We start from the raw sequence: 12253 nt of genomic DNA, 5'->3' as shown, positions 1-12253 counted from the left end.
TCGTACCCCCGGGATTCCCCACCCGGAAACCGGGCGGCGTCGGTGGTCCTCCCCGTGACATGCCCAGGTGGACCGCATCGAGGTCGTCGTCGCCCACGAGGAGCGCGCCACCCCGCGCGTCGGTGACGTGTTCCTGAAGGTCGACGCCGATCGCGGGCGCACCGACGTCGAGGTCGAGGCGATGGCGCTCGCCCCGGTGCCGACCCTGCGGGTGCTGTGGCACGAGCCACCGGTGCCGGCGCTCGCCGCCCTGCTGGGGACGGTGCTCGCCCGCGTCGGCGAGCCGTCGACCCGCGTCGCCGGATGCCCGGGCCGCGGCGGGCACCGCCGTGCTGAGGCTGCACGACGCGCCGCCGCCGTGCCCGGTCGTCCCGGGGACGAGCTGGCGGCGGAACTCGAGGTCGAGTGCCGGTTGCCGGTGGCGAACGGCGTCCCGCCGGCCGACCCGGTCGCGCGCGACCGGGAGGTCGCCGAGGCCGCGCCGCGGCCGTGGACACCGGTGTCCACGCACGGCCACCCGCAGGTGAGCCACGTGTTCGTGGCCGGCGACGAGGTGACCGGCGTGCGCGACTGGTCGGAGGCGGCGCGCGGTGCCGCCCTGGGCGTCCTCGACGTGCTTCGCGGGTGGTGGTCGTTGCGGAGCCCGCTGTCGGTGCGCCGGCCGGCCGAGCACGGCTTCGCCCCGCACGCGCCGGGCTGCGAGGTGGACGTGCCGAAGTCCCGGATGTGACGGCGGCGGCTCCTTCGACCCGTTCGGCGACCGGACGACGGACAGGCCCGCGGCGCGTTCCGGGAAGTCACTCGAAGGTGTGAAACCGCTGCCCTCGCACGAGAACGGCCCGGTCGCGGCCCTTGACACCCCGCCGCACGCCTCGCCAGCCTCGACCACGGCGACGACCGGGGGAAGTCGTGGCCGATCCGCTTTCGACGTGATGACGGGGGAATCATGTCGGTGAACGAGCGCACCCCGCGCGCGGGGCAGGGCGTCAACGGCAACGTCGTCCACCGGCTCGAAGCGCTCGCGCGCGACCGCGGGTGGCTCGACCGGCCCGCCTACCACGTCGGTGACCGGACCTACCGGTTCGCCGACGTCCACGAGGGCGCGGGTCGGGCCGCCGCCGCGCTCGCCGCACGGGGGCACGGCGCGGGCAGCCGGGTCGCGCTCGTGCTGCCGGACGGCATCGAGCTGGTGTGGGCGTTCCTCGGGGCGCTGCGCCTCGGCGCGGTCGCCGTGCCGGTGAACCCGGCCATGCACCCGGACGAACTGCGCCGCGCCGTCGCCATCGCCGTGCCGGACGCCGTCGTGTGCCGGGAGGTCCCGGGGAGGCCGGCGGCCGACGTGATCACGCCGGAGGAGCTGCTGCGGGCGGCGGGTTTCGCGCCCTGCGCGCCGACAGCGGCCGACAGCCCGGCGTACGCCGTCTTCACGTCCGGCACGACGGGCGAGCCGAAGCTGTGCTTCCACACCCACGGCGACCCGGGTGTGTACCAGCGGGCCATCGGGTCGGTCGTCGGGATCACGCCGGAGGACGTGACCCTCTCGGTGTCGCGGATGTACTTCGCCTACGGCCTCGGGAACTCCGTGTGGTTGCCGCTGCACGGCGGCGGGGCGACGGTGCTGTCCCCGGAGCGGGCGGCGGAGGGTGACGCGTTGCGGCTCATCGCGGACCGCGGCGTGACGGTGTTCTACGGCCAGCCGAGCTTCTACGCTCGGCTGCTGCGCCACCCCGACCACGCGGTGCTGTCGCGGCTCCGGCTGGCGGTGGTCGCGGGCGAGGTGCTGCCCGGCGTGCTGGAGGCGCGGCTGCGGCGGGTGCTCGGCGAGCGGCTGCTCAACGTCTTCGGCACCACCGAGATCGGGCACGCCCTGGTGGCCAACACCGTCGGGGCCAGCCGGGCGGGCACGGTCGGGCGCGTCCTGCCGCCGTACCGGCTGCGGGTCGTGGACGGCTCGGGCGGGCGGGTCCCACCGCGCGTGCCGGGCGCGCTGGAGGTGGCGGGCCCGTCGATCGCGCCCGGTGTCGCGCTGGGCAGCGACCCGCCGGCGCGGACAGGGGACCGCTGGTACCGCACCGGCGACGCGGCGACCGTGGACGAGGACGGGTTCGTGCGGCTGCACGGCCGGTTGGACGACGTGGAGATCGTCGGTGGGCAGAACGTGCACCCGGCCGAGACCGAGGACCTGTTGCTGCGCCACCCCTCCGTGCGCGAGGCCGCGGTGTGCTCGACGCGGCGCGGGACCGGTGTCACGAGCCTGCGGGCGTTCGTGGCGTTGGCGGACGGCGCGTCGCCCGAGCGGGTGCGCGTCGAACTGCTCGCCGCCGCACGGGCGGCGCTGACCTGGTACAAGGTGCCCGAGGACGTGGTCTTCGTGCCGGAGCTGCCCAGGACGCCGGCGGGCAAGCTGCGCCGGCGCGACCTCCGCGCGATGGCGGAGGGCTGAGCGGTGGAGCGCGACCGCTTCGGCGCCCAGGCCGAGGCCGCGGGCGGGCACGTCGAGCCGGGGTCGCCGGCGCCGGGCCGGTCGCCGGCCGGGGCGTCGGCGTAGTGAGGCGGTAGGGATCGGTCCCGGTACCCGACCCCGGCCGTCTCAATTATTGACACTTTCCTGGACCGCCGACAAACTAAGTGACATATATGCACCGCTACCAGCCAATATCGCGGTGTGCCACCCGCAGCGGTCGCAGTGCCGCGCCTTCCGCAGGAGGTATCCGCAGTGCCAGTTCGAGGAAGGGCTCCCCGCGCGTCCGGGCGCGGCATCGCCGCCGCGCTCGTCGCGGTCGTGCTCGGGGCGTTATCCGTCGCCGTGGCGGTCCAGCCGGCGTCCGGCGCGGACAACCCGTACCAGCGCGGACCGGACCCCACACCGGCGAGCGTGTCGGCCAACCGGGGCACGTTCGCCACGGCGCAGGTCACCGTGCCCGCCGGGAACGGCTTCGGCGGCGGGGTGGTCTACTACCCGACCGACACCGGCCAGGGCACGTTCGGCGCGGTCGCGATCGTGCCCGGCTACACGGCCACGTGGGCCGCCGAGGGCGCGTGGATGGGCCCGTGGCTCGCGTCGTTCGGGTTCGTGGTGATCGGGATCGACACCACCAGCCGCAACGACTGGGACACCGCCCGCGGCACGCAACTGCTGGCCGCGCTGGACTACCTGACCCAGCGCAGCTCCGTGCGCGACCGGGTCGACGCCACGCGGACGGCCGTCATGGGCCACTCCATGGGCGGCGGCGGTGTGGCGTACGCGTCGCTGCAGCGGCCGTCGTTGAAGGCCGCGGTCGGGCTCGCCCCGTTCAGCCCCTCGCAGAACCTCACCACCACGCGCGTCCCGACCATGCTGCTGTCCGGGCAGAACGACACCACCGTCACCCCGTCGAGCGTCGTCACCCTCTACAACGGCATCCCCGGTGACGTCGAGAAGGCGTACCTGGAGCTGACCGGGGCCGGTCACGGCTTCCCCACCTCCAACAACGGCACGATGATGCGCAACGTCATCCCGTGGCTGAAGACGTTCGTGGACAGCGACACCCGCTACACGCAGTTCCTGTGCCCGCTGTCGGACTCGACGGGCATCCGGACCTACCAGAGCACGTGCCCGCTCGTGCCCTCCCCCGTGCCGACCGGCACCACGACCAGCACCACCACGTCGACCACCACGACAACGACGACGACCACCACCACCACCACGACAACGACCACCACGCCCCAGCCCGGCGCGGGGTGCAGCGCGGTCTACCGCACCGTCAACACCTGGTCCGGCGGCTACCAGGGCGAGGTCACGGTGACGGCGGGCGGCTCCGCCATCACGGGGTGGACCGTCCAGTGGGCCCTCGGCACCGGTCAGGCGATCAGCCAGGTCTGGAACGGCACGCTCACCGTCAGCGGGTCCACCGCGTCGGTGCGCAACGCCTCCTACAACGGCTCCCTGCCGGCCGCCGGCTCGGCCACGTTCGGCTTCATCGGCAGCGGCGCACCGCCCGCGTCGTCCTTCTCCTGCACCGGTTCCTGACGCGGCGACCGGGCCCGGCGCACCGCCCGGGCCCGGTCGCCCCCGGTTCACCGCAGGGACGAGGCGAGGCCGATGCCCTGCTCCCGCAGCGCCGCGGCGACCACCTCGGCGATCCGGGCCGCGCCCGCGACCTCGAAGTGGGTGTGGTCGTTGCAGAAGAACGCGCCGACCGCGCCCTGCGAGTAGTCACCGTTGTCGGGGCACAGGCGCAGCGAGTTGTAGAGGGCGACGCTGCGCTGGTGCAGGTCGATGACCGGCACCTGCTCCGCCTGGGCCTGCGCGATCGTCTCGGCGACGAACCCGCGGTTGCCCACGGCCGCGGAGCCGGAGCAGGTGATCGCCGCCACCGGCGTGACGAACACCGGCTTCACGCCCCGGGCCCTGGCCTCCCGCGCCATGGTGGAGAGCAACTGCCGGTAGCGGGCCGTGCCGACGTGGCGCGGGCAGGCGCGGTCGCCGTCGTTGATGCCGAACTGGATGATCAGCCAGTCACCCGCCCCCATGCCGGTGGTGGAGGAGAGCATGCCCGCCCACCGCGAGGCGTAGGTGCGGGGCGTGACCGCGCACTCGCCGGTCGGGTCGGTGTAGTTCTTCACGTTCGACTCGTACAGCCAGGTCTGGATGCTCCGGCCGCCGACGGCGTTGTTGACCACGGTGACGTCGTCGGTGAACAGCCGGTCGAACTGGCTGCCCCAGCCCGCCGGGCACGTCGCCTGCGGGTCGGCCACCGTGGAGTCGCCGGCCAGCCACACCTTGAACGGCGCGGCGGCGGTGCCGGCGCCACCGGCGGGTGCCGGGGTCGCGGCGCACGACGCGGGCGCGGGGGCGGGGGCGGCCTGCGCCGGCGCCACGACGGCGACCGCGGCGGCGCACGCGGCCGCCGCCACCGCCAACCACCTGGTGCGCGGGGAGATCCTCATCGATCCTCCAGGTCTTCCGACGGAACCGGGTTCGACGACGCCGTGCCGCTCAGCCCGAGCCGAGCGCGGCCGACACGATCGACGCGAGGCGGTCGGCGATCTTGCGGTGCCCCTGGTCGTTCGGGTGCACGTTGTCGGTCGTGTCGGTGGACTCCACGATCCAGCCGGTGGTGTCCACGAACCGCACCTTCGGGTCGTCGACGAGCTTCACCGCCGCCTGCGTCTCGGGGATGAAGCGCTTGCGGAAGGTCTGCAGCGCCAGGATCGTGGCGTTCGGGTACTTCTGGCGGGCGCGCTGGAGCAGCGTCACGTAGGCGCTCTGGAACTGCGCCCCGCTCACGCCGTGGCCGACGTCGTTCGTGCCCAGGTTGATCACCACGGCGTTCGCGGTGTAGCGCGCGAAGTCCCAGTCCGCGTTGTTCGTGACGCCGGTCTTGAGGAACCGGTCGCTCATGCCGAGGCAGCCGTCGGCCGCGGACACCAGGCACGCGCCGCCCACGGCGACCTGGGTGTGGGCCGCGCCCAGGCGTTCGACGACCAGCCAGCCGTAGGCCGTCAGCGCCTGCGCGGACGACTGCCGGCCCACGGTGATGGAGTCGCCGACGAACTCGACCAGCCGGCCGGGGACGGGCGGTGCGAGCGTCGTCGCGCCCGCGTCCAGCTCGACGCCGCGGTAGACCGCGTCACCCCGGTAGGACCCGGCGACCGGGCGGTAGGACACGCGCACCGTGTGGTTGCCCGCGGCCAGCGGCGTCGGGGTCAGGTCCACCGTGCCGCTGCGGTTGACGTAGGGCACGTCCGGGCCGCCGTCGATGCCGGCGAAGAAGTCGACCGCGTCGCGCTGCTTGAGCTTGACCGTGCGGCCGGTGAAGCCGACGACCACGTAGCCGCCCGCCCACTCCGACGCGTGCGCGGTGGGGTCGGCGGTGTTCCACCGGCCGAAGAAGTTGACGTTCGGGTCGGTGGGCGCGCCGTTGCCGCCGGGCGCGCCGCCGCCCAGGCGGACCAGCAGCCACTGCTGGTTGGCGCCCGTGTTGACGTCGTACTGCGAGATCCGCGCGCCGTCGGCGGTCGAGCGCTCCCACACGTCCAGCGCCTTGCCGCTGGTGCGGTTGACGATCCGGACGTGCCCCGCGTCGGTGTCGACCAGGCTGAACTGCTGGTTGCCGGCGTCGCGGTCGGTCCACTGCACCACGTCCGCGCCGTTGGCGGTGGACGCCTTGGAGATGTCCACGACCTTGCCGCTGTAGCGCGACCTGAGCCGGTGGTACCCGCCGCCGGAGTCCACGAACTGGAACTGCTGGGCGGGCGAGTCGGTCCGGGTGGCCTGCACGACCGCGCCGCCGTCCGCTGTGGACTGCACCTGCATCGCCTTGCCGCTGTGCCGCGCGACGACCGCGTAGGTGGCCGCGGTGTCGACGGTGGCGGCACCGGCCGGTGGCGCGAGCACGGACGCCGCGACCAGTCCCGCGACGACCGCGAGCGCCGAACGCGTGACCGCACCGCATGACGACGATGTCATGTGAGTGCCTTTCGCCTGAGGGCACGGCGGCGTCACCGCCGGTCGAGAGGGCTCTCCTGGGCGAAGGATCGCGTCGGTCACGAGAGGGCGTCAACGGTCGCATCTCGTATGGGAGGAATTGTCGAACACGTTCGACGACGGCGGCCCACCGCCCTTTCCCGGCATTCGCCGGGGTGTCACGCCGTGACCATCGCCCGCCGGCGGAACACGAGCAGCGCCGCGCCCAGCGCCACCACCGCCATCCCCGCCAGCACCGCGACCTCCACCAGCACCGACCCCAGGCCGGCGGCCGGTCGGGACAGCGTCAGCAGGGCGTCCATCGCCCACGAGTGGGGGAACAGGTAGCCGATCGTGTTCAACGGCTCGCCCGCCACCTCGCGCGGCCACAGGCAACCGCCCAGCATGCCCAGCACGATGCCCACCGGCGGCCCGATGGCCGGCGCCTGCTGCGGTGACCGCACGAGGGCGCCGACCATCATCGCGGCGCCCGTGGCGATCAGGCAGAACAACGTCACGACCACCGCCACGCCCAGCGGGTCGCCCCACCCGACGTCGAACAGCAGCCGGCTCACCACGATGATCAGCGCCGACTGGGCCAGCGCGACCAGGAACCGGCTCACCGCCTCGCCCAGCAGCACCTGCCCCTGCCGCACCGGCGCGGCCAGGGCGCGGCGGACCATGCCGATGCGCCGGCTCTCCACGAGCGCGGCGGCCACGGCCATCGAGTTGACGAAGGTGAACAGCAGCAGGTTCGCGGGAGCGGTGTAGGCGAAGCCCGTCGGCTCGGCGGACTCCTCCCCACCCGACGACGAGACGGTGACCGCCACCGCCTCCTCCCGCGCCTTGCGCACGTACGCGTCGGCCTGCTCCGGCGACGCGCCCGCCGCCCGTGCCGCGCGCGTGGCCTCCAGCACCGCCGACACCTTGCCGACCGCCACGTCGATCTCGCCGCGCGCGGCCATGCCGCTGCCGCTGGTCTGCGTCATCACCAGCTCGAAGCCCGGGTCACCCGGCTTCATCACCAGGCCCGCCGCGAGCGTGCCCCGGCGGACGCCGTCGCGCACGTCGTCCTCGGATTCCTCGCGGCGCACCTCCAGCGCCTCGTCGGACTCCAGCTCGGCCAGCACGGCGGCGGCGACGGGGTCGGCGGGGTCGGCGACGACGGCCACCGGCAGCTTCGAGTCCGCCGAGCCGCCCATCGCCATGCCGACGAACACGATCGTCACGAACGGCATGACGACGATGAAGAACAGGCCGACCTTGTCGCGCGCCTGGCGCTTGAGGTTGGCCAGGACCAGCGCGGTGACCGGGCGGGGCCTCACGCGAACCTCCCCTTGCGGAAGCGCAGGAACGCGAGCGCGCCCGCGACGACGCCGATGCCGGTGACCACGGCGACCGGCAGGACCACGGCGGACGGGCCGGCGCCCGTGCCGGCCAGCTCCGACAGCCCCGCCGATACCCAGCCGTTGGGCGTGATCAGCGAGACCTTCTGCAGCCACTCGGGCAGGTTGTAGACCGGCACGATGCTGCCGCCCAGGAACGCGAACACGAACGCCACGCCGAGCGTGAGCCCGTCGGCCTGCGCGTCGGTCCGCGCGCCGCTGGCGACCAGCATCACGATCGCCGTCACCGCGAACACGTGCGCCAGCACCAGCAGGAACACCCCGCGCGGGTCGCCCCAGGTCGTGCCGAAGATCAGCACCGACGACAGCCAGGTCGCGCACATGCCGGCCAGCGCCAGCCCGAACCCGACCGCGCTCTTGCCCACCAGCGACGTCCACAGCGGCACGGGCGCGGCGCGGACCCGGTCCAGCGTGCCGTTCTGCCGCTCGGTCAGCAGGCTGCGGGCCGTGGTGCCGACGATGAAGAACGCGAACATCACCGCCATGCCCGACCCGTAGTGCACGGCCAGGTCCACCGACCCGTTCGCGACCGGGTCGTCCGCCAGCGACAGCGTCGGCCCGGCCGCGCCGTTGGCCTCCACGAACAGCTGCACCTCGTCGGCGGGCACGCCCGCGTCCAGCGAGGCGCGCACGGCCAGCGTCCGCGCCTCGACCAGCGCCGAGATCCGGTCGACCATGCTGCGCGCCACCACGCCGGCCAGCGGCGACTCCGGCGACTCCAGCACGGAGACCCGCCCGCCGCGGCCCGCGCCGACGCCGTCGCTGAAGCCGGGCGGGAACACCAGGGCCGCGCCCGCCTCGCCGTTGTCGACGGCGGCGCGCGCGGCGGCCTCGTCGGGGTACTGCCGGAAGGTCAGCACGCCCTTCAGCTCGTCGGTGTTCACCGCCTCGCGCTGCACGCCGGCGGGGAACTGGCCGCCGTCGAGGTCGACCACGCCGATGGTCGCCTTGAGCGGCGGGTCGTCGTCCCCGCCCAGCGCCAGCCCGAACAGGGTCGCCAGCAGGATCGGCGCGACGAGCGCGATCAGCAGCGCGGTGCCGTCCCGCAACCGCGACCGCAGCTCGTGCCCGGCCACCACCAGCAGGGGCCGCACGGTGCTCCTACCCAAGGTCCTCGCCAACCCCTCGTTCGAGCCCGCGTCAGTCGCGCAGGGTGCTGCCGGTCAGGTGGAGGAACGCGGCCTCCAGGTCGGGTTCGACGACCTCGACGCCGGTCACCGCGCCCGAGTCGCCCACCGCGGCCAGCAGCGCCGGCAGCACGTGCCGACCGCCGTTGACCAGCAGGCGGATCGAGGTCGACCCGGTGACCACGGCCTCGGACACGCCCTCCACGACGCGGAGCTTCTCGACCGCGGCGTTGACGTCGCCGTCCAGGACCAGCTCGACGCGGTCCGTGCCGCCCAGCTCGGCGACCAGCTCCCGCTTCGTGCCGTCGGCGACCACGTGGCCGCGGTCGATGATGCCGACCCGCGTGCACACCCGCTCCACCTCCTCCATGTAGTGGGAGGTGTAGAGCAGGCTCATGCCGTCGCCGACCAGCGCCTCCACCCGGTCCAGGATGGCGACGCGGCTCTGCGGGTCCACGCCGACGGTCGGCTCGTCGAGGATGAGCAGCTTCGGCCGGTGCAGCAGGGCCACGGCGATGTTGGTGCGCCGCTTCATGCCGCCGGAGTAGGTGTCGACCCTGTCGTCGCCGCGCTCGGCCAGCCCGACCATCTCCAGCACCTCGCCGATGCGCGCGGTCAGCTCCCGCCGCGGCAGGCCGTAGAGCCTGCCGAAGTGGCGCAGGTTCTCCCGCGCGGTCAGCTCCGGGTACAGCGCGATCTCCTGCGGCACGTACCCGATGAGCCGCTTGGCGCCGACCGGGTCCTCGGCGACGTCGATGCCGCCCACGCGCACCGAGCCCTCGTCCGGGCGCAGCAACCCGACGAGCATGGAGATGGTCGTGGTCTTGCCGGCACCGTTGGGGCCGAGCAGGCCGTACGCCTCCCCCTCGTCGACGTGGAAGCCGACCCGGTCCACCACGGTCTTGTCGCCGTAGCGCTTGACCAGGCCCTCGCACACCAGCGCAGGCGTCATGACGTCCTCTCGGTGATCAGGGCCCGCACCCGTCGATCGCCTCCGGCTGGGAGGCGCCCACGACGTTGTTGCGGAACCGCTGGTTGCCCGGGTCGGTGCCGAGCTGCAGGTCGAACGGGCTGTTGCCGGTGATCGTGTTCCACTCGAAGGAGTTGTCCACCGAGTCCGAACCGCCCCAGTCGGCGGACGAGGCCAGCACCACCGCCGCGCCCATGACGGACGGGCCGCCGGGTTCGTTGCCGTGGACGCGGTTGCCGACCACGGCGACCCGGTGGACGCCGATCGCGCCGATGCCGACGCCGGAGATCGGCGGGCCCGCGAAGCCGAGCGCGCCCGGCTCGTCTCCGCCGGAGGCCAGGGTGTTGCCGGTGATGTCGTTGTCGGCCACCAGCACGTCGGCCACGCCGCCGGGCAGCTCGCCCTCGTAGGTCTGGTGCAGCAGCAGCACGCCCGCCGCGTTGCCGTGGCTGCGGTTGCGCACCACGCGCACGCGGCTGGAGTTGTCGACGAACACGCCGAAGGCGTTGGCGGTGCTCTCGCAGTCGGCGACCAGCGCGTCGGCGGTCGGGCAGAACGCGAACGCGATGCCGCCGTACTGGCTGCCCTCGACGCGGCAGCGCAGCACCTCCACCCCGGCCGACTCGCGCACGTACAGGCCCCACACCCGGTTGTCGACCGACTCGACGTCGACCAGCCGCAGGCCGCGCGCCGTGTGGGCGTAGACGCCCGCGCCGGAGAAGCCGCGCACGGTCAGGCCCTCGACGGTCACGCCGGACACGCCGTGCGCGGTGATGCCGCTGACCACGTCGGCGGGCGCGTCGTGCAGCGGCGGCACGTCGGTGGGCGCGATCGGGCCGGGCACGACGACCGTGCGGCCCGCGCCCGCGCCGACGATCGCGACGTCCGACCGGCCGACGACCAGGCTGCCCTCGTAGGTGCCCTCGGCGAGGCGCAGCACCGCGCCGGGCGCGCAGGCGTCCAGCGCCTCCTGGACGGACTCACCGGGCTGGACGCGCACTTCGGCCGCGGCCTCGGTTACGGGCATCGCAGCGCTCCTCTCGACGTGGTGGTCAGTATCGCAACGGCGACGATCAGGTCACCGCGGAAGCCCCAGCGGGCCAAGCCGACGACGGCCGCGCCGTCGCCGGCGGACCGCTCGGTGAGGCGGGCCAGCGCGGCCGACCCGCTCGCGCCGCGCACGGCGTACGCGCGGCACTCCGTCATCGAGACCAGGGTGGCGGCCTCGACCTCCGGCACGGCGGCGGCCAGCAGCGGGTCGGCCCACTCCACGCCGGGCAGCGACGCCTCGCCGCGCGCCTCGAAGTCGTGCCAGGAGAACCCCGGCGGCCGGCCGCCGACCGCCTTGACCAAGCACTCCTTCACCGCGACCGTGGCCGCCGTGGCCAGGCCGGGGTCGACGTGGAGGTCGTGCTCGTCGGGCGAGGCGACGTGCCGGGTGTACGCGGGTCCGCTGTAGGCCATGGCGCGCGTGACCCGGGAGACGTCGACCACGTCCACCCCGAACAGCACGAGCGGCGCGGTCACCCGGCGGTCCGGTCCAGGAACCGCAGCAGCTCGGCGGTGTAGACCTCGCCGCGCTCGATCATGGGGATGTGCCCGCAGTCCTCGACGGTGACGAACTCCGCGCCGGCGTGCCCGGGCACGAGGTCCAGCCACGGCTCGATCGGCGTCATGCGGTCGTGGCGGCCCCAGACGTACAGCGACGGGCAGGTGACCTCGTCCAGGGCGGGCGCCACCCGGTAGGTCCGGGTGGCGCGGATGCTGCGGGCCATCGCGACCATCGCCGAGCCCTGCCGGAGCAGTTCCGCCGTGGACTCGACCTGCTCCTCGGTGAACAGCGGCTCGCCGTGGAACAGGGCGGCCAGCATCCGGTCGCGGAACTGCTCGCCCCGCAACCGCACGTCGCCGCGCCGGTCCATGTTCAGCCCGACGTCGGGATCGGCGCTCAGGCCGGGCGCGCCGCTGACCACGATGGCCCGGACGCGGTCGGGGAAGCGGCCCGCGAGGTCGATGGCGACGAGGCCGCCCAGCGAGTTCGCGCAGACCACCACGTCGTCGGCGCCCGCCTCGTCGGCGGACTCCATCAGGGCGTCGCCGAGGCGTTCGATCGAACCGGCGACCTTCGGGTCCACCGCGCAGATCGCCTCGCGGGTGCGCAGCACCGGCCAGCCGGCGTCGGTGAGCGCGGCGAACGGGTGGTCCCAGATCCAGCCGCCCGCGAACAGGGCGGACATGAAGGCCACCAGTGGCCGCCCGCCCGCCGCGGGCCGGTGGTCGGCGGTGAAGACCGTCATCGTGC

Annotated in this window: 11 protein-coding genes; 3 read left to right on the top strand and 8 right to left on the bottom strand. The window is 74.1% G+C overall.

What is annotated here, in order from left to right:
- The first annotated feature begins 67 nt into the window (after positions 1-67).
- The 3 genes from ACIGNX_RS13410 to ACIGNX_RS13400 all read left to right on the top strand — a co-directional run bounded on the left by ACIGNX_RS13410 (position 68) and on the right by ACIGNX_RS13400 (position 4009).
- Complete coding sequence (locus ACIGNX_RS13410) at positions 68-730, top strand: aminoglycoside phosphotransferase family protein (protein WP_396539592.1); 663 nt, start codon at positions 68-70, stop codon at positions 728-730.
- A gap of 222 nt (positions 731-952) precedes the next feature.
- Entirely contained in the window at positions 953-2443 is a 1491-nt protein-coding gene (locus ACIGNX_RS13405) for a class I adenylate-forming enzyme family protein (RefSeq protein ID WP_396539590.1), read from the top strand.
- A 273-nt stretch (positions 2444-2716) separates the two neighbouring features.
- Complete coding sequence (locus ACIGNX_RS13400; protein WP_396539588.1) at positions 2717-4009, top strand: cellulose binding domain-containing protein; 1293 nt, start codon at positions 2717-2719, stop codon at positions 4007-4009.
- 47 nt (positions 4010-4056) lie between these two features.
- Here the strand turns inward: ACIGNX_RS13400 and ACIGNX_RS13395 are convergent, their stop codons facing one another.
- The 8 genes from ACIGNX_RS13395 to ACIGNX_RS13360 form a co-directional block, all read right to left on the bottom strand.
- Positions 4057-4929, bottom strand: coding sequence for a GDSL-type esterase/lipase family protein (locus tag ACIGNX_RS13395; RefSeq protein ID WP_396539587.1), 873 nt, complete (start codon positions 4927-4929; stop codon positions 4057-4059).
- Positions 4930-4978: 49 nt separating this feature from the next.
- Entirely contained in the window at positions 4979-6451 is a 1473-nt protein-coding gene (locus tag ACIGNX_RS13390) for an RICIN domain-containing protein (RefSeq protein WP_396539585.1), read from the bottom strand.
- A 176-nt stretch (positions 6452-6627) separates the two neighbouring features.
- The gene (locus tag ACIGNX_RS13385) at positions 6628-7773 is read right to left on the bottom strand and encodes an ABC transporter permease (protein WP_396539583.1); all 1146 of its coding nucleotides are present in this window, start codon (positions 7771-7773) and stop codon (positions 6628-6630) included.
- Entirely contained in the window at positions 7770-8948 is a 1179-nt protein-coding gene (locus ACIGNX_RS13380) for an ABC transporter permease (RefSeq protein ID WP_396539581.1), read from the bottom strand. The genes ACIGNX_RS13385 and ACIGNX_RS13380 overlap by 4 nt, the downstream gene beginning before the upstream one ends.
- A gap of 46 nt (positions 8949-8994) precedes the next feature.
- On the bottom strand, positions 8995-9933 hold the full coding sequence (locus tag ACIGNX_RS13375) for an ABC transporter ATP-binding protein (RefSeq protein WP_396539579.1): 939 nt from the start codon (positions 9931-9933) through the stop codon (positions 8995-8997).
- Positions 9934-9949: 16 nt separating this feature from the next.
- Positions 9950-10978, bottom strand: coding sequence for a nitrous oxide reductase family maturation protein NosD (locus ACIGNX_RS13370; RefSeq protein WP_396539577.1), 1029 nt, complete (start codon positions 10976-10978; stop codon positions 9950-9952).
- On the bottom strand, positions 10969-11478 hold the full coding sequence (locus ACIGNX_RS13365; protein WP_396539575.1) for a phosphopantetheinyl transferase: 510 nt from the start codon (positions 11476-11478) through the stop codon (positions 10969-10971). Before ACIGNX_RS13365 ends, ACIGNX_RS13370 begins: the two co-directional genes overlap by 10 nt.
- Positions 11475-12248, bottom strand: coding sequence for an alpha/beta fold hydrolase (locus ACIGNX_RS13360; RefSeq protein WP_396539574.1), 774 nt, complete (start codon positions 12246-12248; stop codon positions 11475-11477). Before ACIGNX_RS13360 ends, ACIGNX_RS13365 begins: the two co-directional genes overlap by 4 nt.
- Positions 12249-12253: the final 5 nt, after the last annotated feature.

It is taken from the genome of Actinosynnema sp. NPDC053489 (genome assembly GCF_044544865.1).
GTDB lineage: Bacteria > Actinomycetota > Actinomycetes > Mycobacteriales > Pseudonocardiaceae > Actinosynnema.
This window is presented reverse-complemented; position numbering and strand designations above follow the sequence as displayed.

What these genes read in the sequence shown, in the direction of transcription:
- ACIGNX_RS13395 (WP_396539587.1), bottom strand. Translation starts at nt 4,929, where the DNA reads ATGAGGATCTCCCCGCGCACCAGGTGGTTGGCGGTGGCGGCGGCCGCG.
- ACIGNX_RS13390 (WP_396539585.1), bottom strand. Translation starts at nt 6,451, where the DNA reads ATGACATCGTCGTCATGCGGTGCGGTCACGCGTTCGGCGCTCGCGGTC.
- ACIGNX_RS13375 (WP_396539579.1), bottom strand. Translation starts at nt 9,933, where the DNA reads ATGACGCCTGCGCTGGTGTGCGAGGGCCTGGTCAAGCGCTACGGCGAC.
- ACIGNX_RS13370 (WP_396539577.1), bottom strand. Translation starts at nt 10,978, where the DNA reads ATGCCCGTAACCGAGGCCGCGGCCGAAGTGCGCGTCCAGCCCGGTGAG.
- ACIGNX_RS13360 (WP_396539574.1), bottom strand. Translation starts at nt 12,248, where the DNA reads ATGACGGTCTTCACCGCCGACCACCGGCCCGCGGCGGGCGGGCGGCCA.